The organism is Vibrio sp. MarTm2 (genome assembly GCF_027587055.1).
Taxonomy (GTDB): Bacteria; Pseudomonadota; Gammaproteobacteria; order Enterobacterales; family Vibrionaceae; genus Vibrio; species Vibrio sinaloensis_D.
The window spans coordinates 143,233-161,163 of sequence record NZ_JAPPTK010000005.1; the positions used below are offsets into that span (position 1 = coordinate 143,233).

At 47.3% G+C, this 17,931-nt stretch carries 14 protein-coding genes and 2 riboswitches; of the genes, 8 read left to right on the forward strand and 6 right to left on the reverse strand.

The window, feature by feature from the left end; all coding sequences use genetic code 11:
* Positions 1 to 26: 26 nt before the first annotated feature.
* Positions 27 to 374, forward strand: a complete 348-nt coding sequence (locus OH458_RS12550; protein WP_269978575.1) for a gamma-glutamylcyclotransferase family protein — start codon at positions 27 to 29, stop codon at positions 372 to 374.
* 70 nt (positions 375 to 444) lie between these two features.
* Here the strand turns inward: OH458_RS12550 and ppa are convergent, their stop codons facing one another.
* Both ppa and fbp read right to left on the reverse strand, forming a co-directional pair.
* Positions 445 to 972 carry an inorganic diphosphatase gene (gene ppa, locus OH458_RS12555; protein ID WP_038140464.1) on the reverse strand — a complete coding sequence of 176 codons (528 nt, stop codon included), beginning with the start codon at positions 970 to 972 and terminating at the stop codon, positions 445 to 447.
* A 164-nt stretch (positions 973 to 1,136) separates the two neighbouring features.
* Positions 1,137 to 2,156, reverse strand: coding sequence for a class 1 fructose-bisphosphatase (fbp, locus tag OH458_RS12560; protein WP_269978576.1), 1,020 nt, complete (start codon positions 2,154 to 2,156; stop codon positions 1,137 to 1,139).
* A 312-nt stretch (positions 2,157 to 2,468) separates the two neighbouring features.
* Here fbp and mpl point away from each other — a divergent pair, with 312 nt between their 5' ends.
* The 5 genes from mpl to thiQ all read left to right on the forward strand — a co-directional run bounded on the left by mpl (position 2,469) and on the right by thiQ (position 8,023).
* Positions 2,469 to 3,830, forward strand: coding sequence for a UDP-N-acetylmuramate:L-alanyl-gamma-D-glutamyl-meso-diaminopimelate ligase (gene mpl, locus OH458_RS12565; RefSeq protein WP_269978577.1), 1,362 nt, complete (start codon positions 2,469 to 2,471; stop codon positions 3,828 to 3,830).
* A gap of 18 nt (positions 3,831 to 3,848) precedes the next feature.
* Positions 3,849 to 4,472, forward strand: a complete 624-nt coding sequence (locus tag OH458_RS12570; protein WP_005472692.1) for a flavin prenyltransferase UbiX — start codon at positions 3,849 to 3,851, stop codon at positions 4,470 to 4,472.
* Positions 4,473 to 4,524: 52 nt separating this feature from the next.
* A riboswitch (TPP riboswitch) is annotated at positions 4,525 to 4,656 on the forward strand.
* A 57-nt stretch (positions 4,657 to 4,713) separates the two neighbouring features.
* Positions 4,714 to 5,721, forward strand: a complete 1,008-nt coding sequence (gene thiB / locus OH458_RS12575; RefSeq protein ID WP_269978578.1) for a thiamine ABC transporter substrate binding subunit — start codon at positions 4,714 to 4,716, stop codon at positions 5,719 to 5,721.
* Positions 5,722 to 5,730: 9 nt separating this feature from the next.
* The gene (gene thiP / locus OH458_RS12580; protein ID WP_269978579.1) at positions 5,731 to 7,335 is read left to right on the forward strand and encodes a thiamine/thiamine pyrophosphate ABC transporter permease ThiP; all 1,605 of its coding nucleotides are present in this window, start codon (positions 5,731 to 5,733) and stop codon (positions 7,333 to 7,335) included.
* Complete coding sequence (gene thiQ / locus OH458_RS12585; protein ID WP_038140453.1) at positions 7,319 to 8,023, forward strand: thiamine ABC transporter ATP-binding protein; 705 nt, start codon at positions 7,319 to 7,321, stop codon at positions 8,021 to 8,023. The genes thiP and thiQ overlap by 17 nt, the downstream gene beginning before the upstream one ends.
* A gap of 55 nt (positions 8,024 to 8,078) precedes the next feature.
* Here the strand turns inward: thiQ and yjgA are convergent, their stop codons facing one another.
* Positions 8,079 to 8,606 carry a ribosome biogenesis factor YjgA gene (gene yjgA / locus OH458_RS12590; RefSeq protein ID WP_039478294.1) on the reverse strand — a complete coding sequence of 176 codons (528 nt, stop codon included), beginning with the start codon at positions 8,604 to 8,606 and terminating at the stop codon, positions 8,079 to 8,081.
* 108 nt (positions 8,607 to 8,714) lie between these two features.
* Between yjgA and pmbA the strand changes: the two genes are divergently transcribed.
* A complete protein-coding gene (gene pmbA / locus OH458_RS12595) occupies positions 8,715 to 10,058 on the forward strand; it encodes a metalloprotease PmbA (protein ID WP_269978580.1) in 1,344 nt (447 codons plus the stop codon).
* A 61-nt stretch (positions 10,059 to 10,119) separates the two neighbouring features.
* On the opposite strand, the gene lysC is transcribed toward pmbA, so the two are convergent.
* Positions 10,120 to 11,472, reverse strand: coding sequence for a lysine-sensitive aspartokinase 3 (lysC, locus tag OH458_RS12600; RefSeq protein ID WP_269978581.1), 1,353 nt, complete (start codon positions 11,470 to 11,472; stop codon positions 10,120 to 10,122).
* 107 nt (positions 11,473 to 11,579) lie between these two features.
* Positions 11,580 to 11,757, reverse strand: a riboswitch (Lysine riboswitch).
* A gap of 226 nt (positions 11,758 to 11,983) precedes the next feature.
* Here lysC and OH458_RS12605 point away from each other — a divergent pair.
* Positions 11,984 to 13,105, forward strand: coding sequence for a pyridoxal-phosphate-dependent aminotransferase family protein (locus OH458_RS12605; RefSeq protein WP_269978582.1), 1,122 nt, complete (start codon positions 11,984 to 11,986; stop codon positions 13,103 to 13,105).
* Between the two features lie 29 nt (positions 13,106 to 13,134).
* On the opposite strand, the gene OH458_RS12610 is transcribed toward OH458_RS12605, so the two are convergent.
* Both OH458_RS12610 and uvrA read right to left on the reverse strand, forming a co-directional pair.
* Positions 13,135 to 14,919: a PglL family O-oligosaccharyltransferase gene (locus OH458_RS12610; protein WP_269978583.1), complete on the reverse strand. Its 1,785-nt coding sequence runs from the start codon at positions 14,917 to 14,919 to the stop codon at positions 13,135 to 13,137.
* A 68-nt stretch (positions 14,920 to 14,987) separates the two neighbouring features.
* A complete protein-coding gene (gene uvrA / locus OH458_RS12615; protein ID WP_269978584.1) occupies positions 14,988 to 17,810 on the reverse strand; it encodes an excinuclease ABC subunit UvrA in 2,823 nt (940 codons plus the stop codon).
* Positions 17,811 to 17,931: the final 121 nt, after the last annotated feature.

Here is a 17,931-nt window from a genome sequence, read left to right on the forward strand (position 1 = left end):
AAAGATAGCTAAGTTAGGGACAGACAATGCAACATTTATTATTTGTTTACGGTACCTTGCGCAAAGGTCAAAGCAATCAAAGCTTCTTAGATTCGGCGGAGTTTCTTGGCCAACATGAAACTTTGCCAGAGTATGCATTGTATGACTTGGGGGCTTACCCCGCGGTCACGGCAGGACACCGCTCAATCGTTGGTGAGGTATACCTTATTGATGATGACACCTTGGCGAAAATTGATGAGCTGGAAGATGTGCCTGTTGAGTACCGTCGTGAGCAAATCGACACGCCATTTGGTCGCGCTTGGATCTACCTCTATCAAGATACCAGTCAGTTGGATAGCTTGTTGGCTTCAGGGGATTGGTGCCAACGCATCTAGATGTGTCTGAGAGTGTTGACGCAAAAAGAAAAAGTCCGCTTTGTGCGGACTTTTTTGTGTTTTGAGGGCGCTATTTTTGCGCTCTTTCGTAAGATTCTAAAATTTCTTGGCGAGCGGCAGCGACGTCTTCCCAACCATCGACTTTCACCCACTTGCCTGATTCAAGCTCTTTATAACGCTCAAAGAAGTGCGTGATTTGCGCTTTAAGTAATTCAGGAATATCGCCCACATCTTGAATGTGGTCGTACTCTTTTGAAAGTTTAGAGTGTGGCACGGCGACGACTTTGGCGTCTTCTCCTGATTCATCGGTCATTTTCAAAACGCCGACTGGACGACAGCGAATCACTGAGCCTGGCATAAGCGGGTGCGGTGTCGGTACGAGTACATCTACCGGATCACCATCGAGTGATAACGTGTGGTTTACGTAACCGTAGTTACATGGGTAGAACATCGGGGCAGACATAAATCGGTCGACAAATACCGCGCCAGAATCCTTGTCAACTTCGTATTTTATCGGATCAGCATTGGCGGGAATTTCAATCACAACATAGATGTCATCGGGTAGAGATTTGCCTGCTGGTACGTCGTTTAAGCTCATTGCTAAAGTTCCTTTTTGTCTAAGTATGGGCTGAAATTTAACCAAAGTACCTTACTGCTAAACTCGGTTTTTTGTAAATATATACGGCGAGACTTTGCTCAAGAAAATCAGATTATTCATGTATGAATAAAGAAAAGGCGCTCGATGAGCGCCTTTGTAGAAGGTTATTGATCGTCGTCTCGATTGAGCTCGAGGAACTCCTCAACCTTTTTCACCATGTTCTTCGAGCCAACGAAAAACGGTACACGTTGGTGTAGTTCGGTAGGTTTGATGTCCATAATGCGATTCACGCCATCTGACGCCACGCCACCAGCTTGCTCGATGATGTAAGCCATTGGATTACATTCGTATAGTAAGCGCAGTTTGCCGCTTGGGTGACTTTGCGTGCTTGGGTAGAGGTAAATACCACCCTTGAGTAGGTTGCGGTGGAAGTCCGCGACCAGTGAGCCGATGTAGCGCGAAGTGTAAGGGCGCTTCTCGCTTGGCGCATTTTCTTGGCAGTACTTGATGTACTTTTTCACACCCATTGGGAAGCGAATGTAGTTTCCTTCGTTAATGGAGTAAATAGTGCCGTCTTCTGGGATCATCATGTTTTCATGTGACAAGCAGAATGTGCCAAGTGATGGGTCATAAGTGAAACCGTTAACCCCGTGACCTGTGGTGTATACCAACATGGTCGACGAGCCATAGATCACGTAACCAGCCGCAACCTGTTTGTGACCAGGTTGCAAGAAATCTTCTTCGGTTGGCGGAGTGCCAATCGGTGAAACACGACGGTAGATAGAAAAAATCGTACCCACTGAAACGTTAACGTCGATGTTTGACGAACCATCAAGAGGGTCCATCAGCACAACATATTTGGCGTTTTTGTTGAGTTCTTTATTAAACGCTACTGCTTCGTCTTCTTCTTCACTCGCAACACCACAAACTTGGTCGCGTGCTTCTAGCGCTGCTTTAAACTTCTCGTTGGCGTAGACATCGAGCTTTTGCTGATCTTCACCTTGGACATTTTCTGTCCCGACTGCACCTGTAATGTCACCAAGGCCTGCGGCGTTGATTTCACGGTTTACAATTTTTGCAGCAAGGCGAATTGAAGAAAGTAGGGATGATAGATCACCGCTAGCGTGGGGGAAGTCCGCTTGCTTTTCAACAATGAACTCGCCAAGGGTGCGCATTCCAGACATGGTTATTCCTTAAAAGTCGCTTCTAAATAGTGGGGGATGTGGCATGGATAATCTCTATTTGGATCGTTTCGAAATGCCTGAGCTAAGTGTAAGAGCAGGATCTTTTTATTGGTAATGAACTAACTGCTTGAGATCTCAATTTATTTGTCGACTCTTTGCTGTGTTTTCATGGCTCGTTTGGCTGGAATCAAGCTGTACACGGAGTGTGCGGTTGAGTAAGGCTTGTGTCATACAGTGATCAAAGTTGTTCGCTTTTTAGGGCTTTATCGCCATAATGAGTCCACTATTATTTGCCTGAAACAGGGTCAGTTTATGCATATTCATATCTTGGGGATTTGCGGCACATTTATGGGTGGTGCTGCAGTATTAGCTCGTCAACTTGGTCATAAAGTGACGGGGAGCGATGCCAACGTTTACCCGCCGATGAGCACTTTACTTGAATCTCAAGGTATTGAAATTATAGAAGGATTTGACCCTTCCCAGCTCGATCCTGCGCCAGACCTTGTGGTGATAGGTAATGCGATGAGTCGCGGCAACCCATGTGTCGAGCACGCACTTAACACTAATCTGCGTTACACCTCTGGACCGCAATGGTTACAAGAGTTTTTGCTGCACGATCGCTGGGTTCTAGCAGTCTCAGGCACGCACGGTAAAACCACTACATCAAGTATGCTAGCGTGGATCTTGGAAGCCTGCGGTTACCAGCCTGGATTCTTAGTCGGTGGTGTACTCGGCAATTTTGGTGTTTCTGCTCGATTGGGCGAAAGTATGTTTTTTGTTGTGGAAGCAGATGAATATGACAGTGCTTTTTTCGATAAGCGTTCTAAGTTTGTCCACTACCACCCGCGCACGTTAGTAATGAATAATCTAGAGTTCGACCACGCAGATATTTTTGATGATCTTGAAGCGATTAAGCGTCAATTTCACCATTTAGTACGAACTGTGCCGGGCAATGGACGTATCTTTGCTCCGAAACAAGATAAGGCTTTAGCCGATGTGCTCGAGCGCGGCTGCTGGAGCGAAACGGAGTCCAGTGGCGAGCAGGGTAACTGGCAAGCAGAAAAAGTGGTGAATGATGGGTCTCACTTCAAGGTTTTCTTCCAAGGCAACCAAGTTGGGGAAGTGCGCTGGGATTTGGTGGGCGATCATAATGTCGACAACGCTCTTATGGCTATCGCAGCAGCAAGGCACGTCGGTGTAACGCCAGATCTTGCCTGTGACGCGCTCGGAAAGTTCATCAATACGAAGCGACGTCTGGAGTGTAAGGGAGAAATCGCAGGCGTGACGGTTTACGATGACTTTGCCCATCATCCAACGGCGATTGAACTTACTTTGGGTGGCTTACGTAACAAGGTAGGTCAACGTCGAATTCTTGCCGTACTTGAGCCTCGCAGTGCAACCATGAAGCGCGGAGTCCATAAAGAGACACTGGCTGCATCGTTGCGCGCTGCTGATTCTGTATTCCTCTATCAGCCTGACTCCATTGATTGGTCTGTGGAGGATGTGGCACAGCAATGCACTCAACCCGCTTGGACATCTAAAGATGTCGATGCGCTTGTCGAGATGATTGTTGCCGAGGCTCAGCCCGGTGATCAGATTCTGGTGATGAGTAACGGTGGTTTTGAAGGCATTCACGGTAAATTACTCGACCAATTGGCGACCAAGGCAAATTAGCAAAGAAGTATGCATTCAATGAACAATAAACAGAAAGCGATCACATTGGCCTTCACGGGGGCATCTGGCGCGCCTTATGGGCTGCGCCTACTAGAGTGCTTGATCGCTGCCGACTACCAAGTTTTTCTTTTGATCTCCTCAGCTGCCCGCGTTGTGTTAGCCACAGAGCACGGCTTAAAGTTGTCTGCAAACCCTGAGTCTGCCAAGCAAGCGTTGGTCGAACACCTAAAGTGTGACGCTGACAAACTGATAGTCTGTGGTAAGGACGATTGGTTCTCTCCGGTGGCGTCGGGCTCTGCGGCGCCGAAGCAGATGGTGGTTTGTCCTTGCTCTGCAGGTAGTGTGGCAGCGATCGCTCACGGCATGTCAGACAACCTCATTGAACGCGCAGCTGATGTGGTGATGAAGGAACGCGGTCAACTATTGTTGGTTGTTCGTGAAACCCCGTTCTCGACGTTACACCTTGAGAATATGCACAAATTGTCCCAAATGGGCGTTACGATCATGCCAGCGGCGCCAGGTTTTTATCATCAGCCCAAGTCGATTGAGGATTTGATCGATTTCATGGTCGCCCGTATTTTGGATCATCTAGGTGTGGAACAAGGCTTGGTTCCTCGCTGGGGATATGATCACCGAGATTGATGGTTAGAGGAACGACTCTAGCTATTGAGTCTCACAACTATTACAATCAAGCCGATACTCATCGGGGAGCTATTCATTGAGTCAATGAAGCTGAGATCGAACCCTTACCATGTAGCGGTAAGTGTGCGGGACCCGTAGACCTGAACCAGATAATGCTGGCGTAGGAATTGAGTTAGGACATGCTGATTTTCAATCCAATTGTCCCTCAAACCTGTGCCGCTCAACAAGGAGAGAGCGAGCAGTGAAAACCACTCTGAGCACCATTTCATTCAGCGCAGTTGCGTTGGCCACACTATCTTCATTTTCCGTTACTGCCGCAGAAAAAGCGCTGACAGTTTACACTTATGACTCTTTCGCAGCCGATTGGGGCCCAGGTCCTAAAGTCGAAAAAGCTTTTGAAGCTCAATGCGGTTGTGACGTGAACTTTGTCGCGCTAGACGACGGTGTCTCTATCCTTAACCGCCTACGTCTAGAAGGAGAGAACAGCAAAGCTGACATCGTTCTTGGTTTAGACAACAACTTGATGGCGGAAGCAAAAAAGACAGGCTTACTCGCTGAGCACAGTGTCGATACGACTTCAGTGACACTGCCAAATGGTTGGAACGACAGCACTTTTGTTCCTTACGATTACGGCTATTTTGCGTTTGTCTACAACAAAGAAAAACTCGCGAATCCACCAAAAAGCCTCAAAGAGTTAGTGGATTCTCGTGATGACTTAAAGGTGATTTATCAAGACCCGCGTACCTCAACACCGGGTCAAGGCCTGATGTTGTGGATGAAGTCGGTGTATGGTGATGAAGCGACTCAAGCATGGCAAAACCTTGCGAAGAAGACCGTCACTGTGACTAAGGGATGGTCAGAAGCGTACTCCATGTTCTTAGAAGGGGAGTCTGATTTGGTTCTCTCTTACACCACCTCTCCTGCGTATCACTTGATTGCTGAAGGGGACGCGAAGTTTGCTGCGGCCGATTTTTCGGAAGGTCACTACACGCAAGTTGAAGTGGCAGCAAAGGTGAAAGGCTCGAACAATCAGGCTCTTGCAGATCAGTTTATGGCATTCATTCTCAGCGATGAGTTCCAATCAGTGATGCCAACGGGTAACTGGATGTACCCAGTAACAAACGTAGAGTTACCACAAGGATTTGAAACTTTGACTGTGCCAAACAAGGCATTGAGCTTCAGTGCGGATAAAGTTGCGGAAAACCGTAAAACTTGGATCCGTGAATGGCAAAGTGCGCTGACTTTCTAAGGGTATTTTTTGCGTAGCATCCCAAAAATAGGCTTATGGGTCGCGATGTTCATCGCGACCTTTGTTATTTCAGCCTTAGCCGCTTTACTGATTGAAGCGCCCTCTTTAAATCTTGCTCAGGTGTGGCAAGACCCGTACTACCGCCACGTTACCAAGTTCAGTTTTTACCAATCTTTTCTCTCGACGCTGTTAAGTGTTGGGCTCGCCATACCAGTAGCTCACGCGCTTTCTCGTCGTCAATTTCCGGGTAAAAACCTGTTGTTGAAACTATTCGCAACCACGTTAGTATTGCCTGTTCTAGTCGGTGTGTTTGGCTTGCTTGCCATTTATGGCAATAGTGGTTTATTGGCCGATGGGTTTGCCTACTTTGATAGCAAACTGCCTTTTTCAATTTATGGTTTGAACGGTATTTTACTGGCGCACCTGTTTTTTAATTTGCCCTATGCGAGTCGGCTTTTGCTGCAATCTTTAGAGTCCATCCCTGAAGAACAGCACAAACTCTGTGCGCATCTTGGCATGGGGGCGTGGCAAAAGTTTGTTTGGGTTGAGTGGCCACGGATGAAGCAGCAGCTTGCTCATGTTTGTGGTTTAGTGTTTATGCTCTGCTTTACCAGTTTTGCGACCGTAATGGCACTTGGTGGCGGACCAAAATCGACGACCATTGAACTGGCCATCTATCAAGCGATCAAATTTGATTTCGATTTGCAAGCCGGTGCGCTATTGGCCATTTGGCAGATGACGCTTTGTGGCATCATGGCGCTGATCATTCAGCGTTTGGGTAAACCGATATCAGTAAGCTCTGTGAGTACTACGAACAACCTCTATTTAGCCGGCAATCATTGGCGCAATAAAGTGTGGGATTACAGTTGGATTGGGCTCGCCGCCATATTGGTTCTGCCCCCTTTGGCGATGGTCATTGTCAGCGGTATCAATAGCCATGCGGTGCAAGTCTTTACGGATCCGCGTTTTTGGCATGCACTTTGGGCATCGCTGAAAGTGGCGACCCTTGCGAGTATGATCGCTTTGTTGGCGGGTATTACCATCTTGATCACCAGTCGTCGACTCCGGCTTAATGCTCGAGCGCGGCAAGCGGATCATATTGAACTGATCGGCACCATTATTTTGGTCACCCCCGGCTTGGTTGTTTCGACTGGGTTGTTTTTGTTGCTGCGCTCATTTACGGATGTATTCAGTCTAGCTTTTGTGGTGGTCGTGGCGGTGAACGCGCTGATGGGGCTTCCCTATGTGATTAAAACGCTCTCTCAGCCGATGCTACAGGTCGAGCAACAGTATCAGTATGTGTGTGCAAGCCTTGGGATGAAAGGGTGGCAACGGTTTAAAGTGGTTGAGTGGCGGGCGCTTAAAAAACCGATGGCGCACGCATTTGCTATTAGTTTTATGTTTGCGATTGGCGATCTGAGCGCGATTGCCTTGTTTGGTAGCCAAGAATTTCGCACTCTACCACTCTATCTGTTCCAGTTGCTGGGAAGCTATCAGATGGATGCGGCGGCGGTCGTTTCCCTGACATTGCTTCTTCTCAGTGTTGGCTGTTTCACGCTCATCGAAACGTTGTTTAAAGCGAACAAAAAGGTCAATCATGTTATCTCTGACTAAAGTGGATTATTACTACCACAACGAGTTGTTTCATTTTGATGTTTCCGTTGAGCAAGGTTCGATCACCGCCTTGATGGGACCAAGTGGGGCGGGCAAGTCGACGTTGCTGGCATTAGTGGCGGGATTCATCGAGCCAGTCAGTGGTTCGATTAGCGTGGAAGGGCGTGACATTGTTGGCCTAGAGCCGCACCGACGACCTTTTGCGATGTTATTTCAGGAACACAACCTATTTGCTCACCTGACCGTCAGACAAAATATTGGGCTTGGTTTGCACCCTGGACTAAAGCTCAGTGATGAGCAGCAACGGAAGGTGGAGTTGGCGGCGCAGCAAGTGGGCGTGGCTGACTATCTTGACCGATTGCCAGAGCAGTTATCTGGCGGGCAGCGTCAACGAGTCGCCTTGGCGCGCTGCTTTGTTCAATCTCATCCAGTTTGGCTACTCGATGAGCCGTTTTCCGCGCTCGATCCTATCTTACGTGAAGAAATGTTATCGCTGGTGGCAAAGCTAGCCAAAGAGAGAAATATCACCGTGCTGATGGTGACGCACCACATCAGTGACGCTAAAGCCATTGGCTCCGATTTTATCTTTGTTGCCAACGGGCGAGTGGAAGTGGCAGCAGGCGTTGAACAGCTCGTGTCTCACCACAGTAACCAAGCATTGAGTGAATTCGTCAGAGCAGGCGAATAGAGGGCTTAAAGAAAAAGGATTGATGTGAGAGCATCAATCCTTTTTGTATTTGGCGCTAAACTTCTTCGTCGCTCAGCGCTTTTAGAACTTGGAAGATTTCGCGGTAAGATTTCGCAGGCTTACCTGCTTTTTTCTCTTTTGCCGCTTGGCGAGCAAGTTGACGCAGGCGCTGGCGATCCGCGTTTGGATAGAGTTCCATTGCATCGCCAATGGCTGCATCACCTTCTTCTACAATACGGTCACGCAGCTGCTCTAGCTTATGCAGGTGCGCTGTTGCTTGTGAGTGCTTATTGCGAACCTTATCTAACGCGGCTTGCAGTGGCTCAGGATCTTCAAAGCGCATCAATTTACCAATGTATTGCAGTTGGCGGCGACGCGCTTCGTTTTTGAATCGTTGCGCATCTTTGATCGCTTCTGCGAGATCTTCGCTAAGCGGAAACTTTTCCAGCACAGAAGGTTTTAGGCTCACGAGCTCTTCACCTAATTGTTGCAGCTCTTCCATGTCGCGTTTCATCTCGGTCTTACTTACCCAGATGATTTCTTCTTCCTCTTCCCATGGCGCTTTTTGGTTTTTACGTGCCATTTCTCTGCCTTAATTTGACCATCTATTTCTCTATTTTAACAAGAATCGTGGGGAGAAAGCGAAATTCTTGTTATCCTAGAGAGAACAAATCTTTAGAACTAAGTTGATATGGACGTAAGAGAGCAAGTTGCTCAACAGCGCGTTGAGTTAGAAGCCGCAGTCGCTAAAGCGTTAGAGATGGCGGCAGAGAAGTCTGATGGTGCAGAAGTCGCGATCACGAAAACCACTGGCCTAAGTGTTTCTACTCGCATGTGTGAAGTGGAAAATGTGGAATTCAACAGTGATGGTGCGTTGGGCATTACGGTTTACCGTGGTCAACGTAAGGGCAGTGCATCAACCTCTGACTTAAGTGAAAAAGCGATTCAACAAACCGTATTGGCTGCGCTCGATATTGCTCAGTATACCTCCGAAGATCCTTATGCTGGTCCTGCGCCTAAAGAGTTGATGGTCAAAGAGATCCCAGACTTGGATCTATTCCACCCAGACACGCCTGATCCAGATTATGCCGCTCAGGTCGCGATTACCGCTGAGAAAGCGGCGCTTGAGTACAGCGACAAAATTAAACAAAGCGATGGTGCGAGTTACGATAGTCATTATGGACTGAAGGTGTATGGCAATAGCCATGGTTTACTGGCTAGTTATGCTTCGAGCCGTCACAGTACAAGTTGCTGTGTGATTGGTCAGGGCGCTAATGGTGAGATGGAGCGAGACTACGACTACACTTTGTCACGTCATAAAGACGATCTTTGGTCTCCTGAAGCGGTAGGGCTAAAAGCGGCAGAAAAAACCATCAGTCGTTTGGATGCGCAAAAGCTTAAAACGGGTCAATACCCAATCATGTTTGCTGCAGATGTGGCAACCGGGTTGATTGGTCATTTGGTGATGGCGATCAGCGGTGGCAACTTATACCGTAAATCCTCATTCTTGCTCGATCAACTGGGTGAAAAGGTTCTGCCTGATTGGTTTAACATCGCAGAAAAGCCTCATGTACTGCGTGGCCTTGCCTCTAGTCCCTTTGATAGTGAAGGCGTCTTCACCCGAGACCGAGAGATCATTACCGATGGCGTGCTAGCGACGTATCTGCTAACGAGCTACGCCGCACGTAAAATGGATATGACGCCAACAGGACATGCTGGTGGTATTCATAACTGGTATGTGCAATCAACGGGGCAGAATTTCGAACAAATGCTGAAAGAGCTAGGCACAGGCTTATTGGTTACAGAGACCATGGGCCAAGGTGTAAACATCGTGACAGGCGATTATTCTCGTGGTGCGGCAGGCTTCTGGATGGAGAATGGTCAGATCCAGTTCCCTGTGTCAGAAATTACCATTGCTGGTAATCTTAAGCAGATGTTCCAGAACATTGTCGCTGTCGGCAATGATGTGGAAACGCGTTCACAAATTCAAACGGGTTCTATGTTGCTTGAATCTATGAAGGTAGCTGGCGAGTAGTAATCCCCTATATTTGGCTTGAATAGAAAAAGGTTGGCGTAGTGCCAACCTTTTGTTTTTCTTAACCCTCAAACAACTCAGTGTGCAGCTTTTGAATGGCTTGCTTTGAGACGGACTCATGCACTAAGAAGCAGAGGTTGTGCGGACTTGCACCGTAACAGATCATGCGTAGATTGAAGTCTTCCAATGTGCCAAAGACTTGCTTCGCGTAGCCTTTACTTTCGCTCATGTTGTTGCCGATTAGCGCAACCAGACATAAGTTGTGCTCGACGTCGACGCTACATAGCTCTTCTAACTCAATACGAGCGGCTTCCGGCAGCTGAGGCGCACCGCCTGAGGTATCAGTTTGATCCAACGTTAACGAAACGCTGATCTCGGAAGTCGTGATTAAATCCACCGATATCTTGTGCTTGGCTAGAATCTCAAAAACACGGGCTAAAAAGCCGTATGCGTGGAACATTTTTGCGCTGCGTAGTGTCACCATTGTCTGGTTGCAGCGAAGGGCTAATGCACGAAATAGCGGTGAGCTCTCCACTTGATGGCGAATCCAAGTCCCGCCCTTTTCTGGCTCTTTCGATGAACCAACAAAAACTGGAATATCATGACGCAATGCCGGAACTAAAGTCGATGGGTGTAAGATCTTCGCGCCAAAGTTTGCCATCTCAGAGGCTTCGCTAAAGCTGATTTCTGGGATTGGAGACGCTTTCGGTGCGATACGAGGATCGGTGGTGTAGATACCGGGAACGTCAGTCCAAATCTCCAAGCCTGACGCTTCAACCGCCTCTGCAATCAGCGCGGCGCTGTAATCACTGCCACCACGGCCTAGAGTTGTCGTATTGCCTTCTGCGTCTGAGCCGATAAAGCCTTGAGTGATCACTACGGATTCTTGGCATAGTGGAATGAGCTTTTCTTCGGCAAGTTGGCGGATACTATCTAGCTCTGGTTCTGCTTTACCAAAATTGCTGTCGGTGCGCAGCACATCTCGAATATCGAAACGTGTGGCGGCGATTCCTCGTTCTCTCATCAATTGGGTAAGCATGTGAGTCGACATCAGCTCACCACATGCGACTAAGTGGTCTGTGAGCTTGCGGCTAGCTTGGATTGAAGCGGCTTCTGCAAGGCTCGTCACCGTATCTAGAATGGTGTAGACCTCGGCTGCAGCCTGGGTTGAATCTTCGAGTTGGTCCAAAACAGCATTATGGATCTCAGCCAGTTTGGTTAATATCTCACTTCGATGTGTTTGGTCTTGCACACCATTGGCTAACTCGACCAATAAGTTGGTGACACCTGAACACGCACTGCTAACAACTAATTTGGTATTGGGGTTTGATTCGATAATGGTTGCACAGCGACTCATCGCCTCAAAATTTGCAACACTTGTCCCACCAAACTTAGCAACATTGAAACTGCCCACGGCATTTCTCCCACGACTTCCTGAAAATAAAACTGGGGGTTAACCCAACATCCGATGTTTGCTTGAAGAGAGAATGAGCGAAAAAGAGGTATTTTTGAAATGTCATTGACCTCAGAAGCTCATCATCAGGCTGTGCTGATGACAGTTGATGGGACTCAACCCAAGTCAACCGACAAACCAAAACCACACTTTTGGTTTACCTCGGCACTGCTCCCCCTCAATGTGTTGTCTCGGAATTGTGGTTCCACGACACATCTACCTGGGCAGTGCTCCTCTTCTGCAACAATTTAAGTTGCGTGGCATAAATATTCGCCACCTATCCAGCATTGAACGTTTTTATGTGACCAATGTCAACGGTATTTTGTAACTTTATGCTCTTGGTAAATTAACAAACTTGTGACACTGGTTTGACCTCAAGACTTTGGGCTAATTGCTGAGGCGTTTGAATTGGATTAAGGTGAATCAATAACCTTCTACAGAACAATAAAATAGTTTGCAAAAGGAGCTGCCAATGACGATTCAAAGTTTTATTCCACCTCACCGCATCCTGATGGGACCGGGACCTTCGGACATTTCACCTCAAGTGCTGCAGGCGTTGAGTCGTCCAACGGTTGGTCACTTGGATCCTCTATTTATCAAGATGATGGACGAACTCAAGCAGCTACTTAAGTATGCATTCCAAACGGAAAATGAATTCACGATTGCAGTTTCTGCACCCGGGAGTGCGGGAATGGAAACTTGCTTCGTCAATTTGATTGAGCCAGGTGACAAAGTAATTGTTTGTCGAAATGGCGTATTTGGCGAGCGGATGAGAGAAAACGTCGTCCGTGCAGGCGGTGTGGTTGAGCTTGTTGACGACGAGTGGGGTGCACCAGTCTCGGTAGAGAAAGTGGAACAGGCTCTGAAAGCCAACCCAGATGCGAAGATTCTTGCTTTTGTTCATGCTGAAACCTCGACAGGTGCTTGCAGTGATGCAGAGGCTCTAGGTAAGCTCGCTAAGCAGCACGGCGTGTTATCGATTGTGGATGCGGTGACGTCTTTGGGTGGCGTTCCACTAAAAGTTGATGAGTGGCAGTTGGATGCGGTTTATTCCGGTAGCCAGAAATGTTTGTCGTGTGTACCAGGTTTATCGCCAGTGACACTCTCTCAAGCAGCCATTGATAAAATCCAAGCGAGAAAGACACCAGTCCAGAGTTGGTTCCTTGATCAAAGCCTTGTGTTGGGGTACTGGAGCGGGGAAGGCAAGCGCAGCTACCATCACACTGCGCCCGTTAATAGCCTTTATGCGCTTCATGAATCACTGCTCATTTTGCAAAATGAAGGGCTAGAAAATGCTTGGCAACGCCATCGCGAGATGCACGAAAAGCTAAAAGCTGGATTGGAGAAACTGGGTTTTGAATTTGTTGTTGAGGAGCAATCTCGTTTGCCTCAGTTGAACGCAATTTATGTACCTCAAGGGGTAGACGAGGCAAAAGTGCGTAGCCACTTGCTTGATACTTATAACCTAGAAATTGGCGCGGGCTTAGGTGCTCTCGCAGGAAAAGCTTGGCGTATCGGCCTCATGGGACACGGAGCAAGATCGGAGAATGTCGCTCTTTGTTTGAGAGTATTAGAAGAGTCACTGACTCAATAAATGACAAGGCGACCTAAGGTCGCCTTTCTTTATTCTGCTGGTTTGTTTGCCTCTGTGGTCAGTGCGTCGATGTTTGGTGGAATATACTGCACTTCACTAAAGTCGCGATTTGGGAATAGGAATTGTGCTTCACTTCGGATCTGCTGCGCTTTCTCTTCTTCGCCAATACCTTGATAAGCCAAGATCAGGTTGTTATAGAAAGCTGGTCTTGGTTTGTCTTTGATGATCTCTAGTGACCAGTCGATGTATGGCTGAATAAATTCTGGGTCATGCTTATACAGGCCAATATTGAGATAAGTGCTGTAAATGTCCCAGTCATATCGATCTTGCCATGCAATTGGGTTGGTGACTTGATTCAAAATCACAGGATCTTTGGGGTTAGATTTTTCAAACTGAGTGAGAACGTAATTGGTATGCAGGGCACTCACCATATAAAAGCTAACTAAGATGGGCATCACCAAACTGGAGACTCGCAGTCCAGTTTGAGAAACAAAACTAAAGGTCACGCTCCGATACTTATTGGCTCTTTGGTCAACCCAATAGAGTAGAGTGATGAAGGTGATCCAATGGATCGCCGAGTGATAGAAGGGGTATTCCAACTGCGAATGCAGCACAATTGGAATGAATAACGCAAAGAGCGTCAATCGGGTGCCTTTTTTACCTTGATAGACCCGTATCAATACTAGAGTGGCCGCTAAGAAAATAGCCAGTATTGGCACTAACCCACCTTCAACGCCCCAATACAAGAGCTCGTTGTGTGGATGGTCAAGAGCGGGGAGACCTGGATGATACTCTGGATTAAGTTGATGTTGGCGAGCGCTATAGACAATGTATTCAGACTCAAATTTACCATAACCATATCCGGAAAACGGCTTCTCGATTAGCATATCTAGCGCTTGAGGAATGTGGTATTCCCTTGGACTTTTAAGGTTTACTTTTTGAGCCGATAGGTTTTTGGGTGAATCTACATTATGTTGAGCGATATTTGGTATCAAGCCCAGCATCATCCCTAAACTGAGTGAGATAACCCAACCCCAAAAGCGTTTCTTGGTCGCGAATCTGTAGAGATAAGGCAATACCCCAAGGATCACAAGAATCGCACTTAGCCATCCCGTTCGTGACGCAAGTACTAAAAGTAGGGGGACGGTGAGTGCAGGGATTAAATACAGAAGCGCAACATCACTGATTTTGGTTTGATATTTAATTGGTTGTCGTGTTAGAAGGTAGCCTGATATGGCAAGCCCTGTTGCGAGAAAAGTCGCCATGACATTGGGCTGCTGAAAAACTCCATAAGGGCGGTTGATTACCGTGTTGTAGCCAATAAGATTGCCGGGCTCTAACAGTAAGTATTGTACCCAACCAAAGAGAGCTTCAATGGTAACGGCGATGACGATGAACCATAGCAAGCGTTGCTTCTGTTTATTGCTGAAACGAAACTGTTGCAAGACGACGAACAGCAGATAGCCTGCCCACAAGCCAGTTAACTTGCCAATAGAGAGCTCCACAACCGAACTTGGATAGAAAACAGGTAACGTGATAAGCAGACAGCAAATGAAGAAACCAATCGTGAGCTTATTGTAACGCAAGGCTCCCTCGGTTCCGACTTGATAAAGGCCAATAGCGAGAGCAAAACTGAGTGCGAGCCAAGTGGTCGGGTTGAATGAAAGCGCCAACCCAGCCCCCCCGGGGTTAGGCATAAAAAAGTGCATTGCGATGATGTAGATGGCGCCAAATGCGACCAAGAAGGGTTTATTCAGCGGTACCTTTGGTTTTTGCTTTGCTAGTTTTGTCCCGGAAACGTGTGTGGTAGCCATGGGGTCCATATCCTAATAAAAACAGGCCAGTGAGAATGACACTGGCCTGTTTACTTTACTATTAATCGTTATTTTAACATAGGCTTAAGGAACCTTGCCGTATGAGAACCTTCGACCAAGGACACATCTTCAGGTGTTCCTTGAGCGACAATTTCACCGCCTCCTTGACCACCTTCTGGACCTAAGTCCACAATCCAGTCTGCGGTTTTTATGACGTCTAGGTTATGCTCAATGACGACTACAGTATTACCATGGTCTCGTAGGCGATGTAGTACCGTGAGTAACTGTTGAATATCATGGAAATGCAATCCAGTGGTTGGCTCATCCAGAATGTACAAGGTTTTCCCCGTATCTCGTTTCGAGAGCTCACGCGCTAATTTCACTCGCTGAGCCTCACCGCCAGATAGCGTCGTAGCGGCTTGACCTAAGCGAATATAGGATAAACCGACATCAATGAGAGTTTGCAACTTGCGCGCGATGACAGGCACTGGGTCAAAAAACTCGCGAGCATCTTCTACTGTCATCTCGAGTACTTCGTCAATGGTTTTGCCTTTGTAGCGTACTTCCAAGGTTTCTCGGTTATAGCGCTTACCCTTACAGACATCACACGGCACATAGACGTCAGGTAGGAAATGCATTTCCACTTTGATGACACCGTCGCCTTGACACGCTTCGCATCGTCCACCACGCACGTTAAAGCTAAATCGGCCAGGTTTATAACCACGAGAGCGAGACTCTTGCGTACCCGCGAATAGTTCTCGAATCGGGGTAAAAATACCCGTATAGGTTGCTGGGTTTGAGCGTGGCGTTCGACCGATCGGACTTTGGTCGATATCGATCACCTTGTCAAAATGCTCAAGCCCTTTGATTTTTTTGTATGGTGCGGGTACCGCTGTCGTCGCACCGTTAAGTTGGGTGTGGGCAATTTTAAAGAAGGTATCATTGATTAGTGTTGACTTTCCTGATCCTGAAACACCCGTAATACAGCTGAAAAGGCCAACAGGAATCTCTAATGTAACGTCTTTTAGGTTGTTTCCTGATGCACCGAGCAATTGTACCGTTTTCTTAGGATTTCGTGCTGTACGCTCCTTTGGTACAGCAATTTCCTTGGTGCCACTCAAGTACTGGCCAGTGAGAGAGTTTGGATTCGCTACAATTTGTTCCATTGTGCCTTCCGCTACGACCGTACCTCCGTGAACGCCAGCACCTGGGCCGATATCAATGACATGGTCAGCCATGCGGATTGCGTCTTCATCATGTTCCACAACAAGGACGGTGTTACCCAAGTCACGAAGGTGAGTCAGTGTTTTTAGTAGGCGTTCATTATCTCGTTGGTGTAAGCCAATCGAAGGTTCATCGAGTACATACATTACACCCACTAAACCAGCACCAATTTGGCTGGCGAGTCGAATGCGCTGCGCTTCGCCACCGGATAAGGTTTCTGCACTGCGAGAAAGGTTTAAGTAGTTGAGTCCTACATTAACCAAAAATTGTAGGCGGTCATTAATCTCTTTCATCACTTTTTCCGCGATTTGAGCGCGTTGACCTTCTAACTGTAAAGAAGAGAAAAAGTTCAGTGCATCAGCAATACTTAGCTCAACGATTTCTGGCAAAGTCGTATTGCCTATAAAAACATTTCGAGCTTCTAAGCGAAGTCGGCTCCCATCACAGCTTGAACAGGTTTTTGTAGAAATGTACTTAGCCAAGTCTTCACGTACGGCGTTAGATTCGGTATCTCGATAACGACGCTCCAAGGTATTTAATATTCCTTCAAATGGATGACGTTTTACCCGAATGTCGCCTCTGTCGTTGATGTATTTAAACTCGACTTCTGTACGCCCAGACCCAGTTAAAATTATGTCACGAGTTTTCTTGGGCAAAGCGTTGAACGGGGTATGCAGATCAAACCCGTAATGGTCCGCTAATGATGTGAGCATCTGAAAATAATAGTAGTTTTTCTGATCCCAACCTCGAATTGCACCTTCAGCTAGGCTAAGAGATTCATCGACTATCACGCGGGACGGATCAAAATACTGTTGCACACCTAAACCATCGCAAGTGTGGCAAGCCCCTGCAGGGTTGTTAAATGAAAAGAGACGAGGCTCTAACTCTTGCATACTGTACCCACAATGAGGGCAGGCAAAGTTTGCGGAGAACACGATTTCGTCGCCGGTGCCATCCATCGGTGCGACAACAGCGATACCACCGGACAGTTCGAGTGTAGTTTCGAAGGATTCAGCTAATCTCTGTTGTAAGTCGCTGCGTACTTTAAAGCGGTCCACAACGACTTCGATGGTATGCTTTTTATGTAGCTCTAAGGTTGGAGGATCAGAGAGATCACACGTTTCGCCGTCAATACGAGCGCGAATAAAACCTTGCGCGGCTAAATTTTCTAGCGTTTTGACATGCTCGCCTTTTCTTTCTTTGACAATCGGAGCGAGCAGCATCATTTTGGCCCCTTCAGGCAGCTCAAGTACTTTATCTACCATTTGTGAAACAGTTTGAGCGGCGAGGGGAACGTGGTGCTCTGGACATCGAGGTTCACCGACTCGGGCATAAAGGAGTCGTAAATAGTCGTAAACTTCGGTAATAGTACCAACCGTCGATCTTGGGTTGTGTGAGGTTGACTTTTGTTCGATAGAAATAGCGGGGGATAACCCTTCGATGTGGTCAACGTCAGGCTTTTCCATCAAAGATAAGAATTGGCGAGCATAGGCGGATAGAGATTCTACATAGCGTCGTTGGCCTTCAGCGTACAAGGTATCAAAGGCTAGTGATGACTTACCCGAACCTGACAAGCCTGTAATCACGATCAGCTTGTCTCTTGGTATCGTAAGATTGATATTTTTCAGGTTGTGCGTGCGTGCACCACGAACTTCTATCTGATCCATTCTTATCACTCAATGCAAAAATTAGTCAGCTAAGTATTACATAGTGTGAGAAATGTTCAAAGAAATACTGGATAAAAAAACAGTAATAAAAAAGGCAGCTCGATGAGCTGCCTTTTAAACG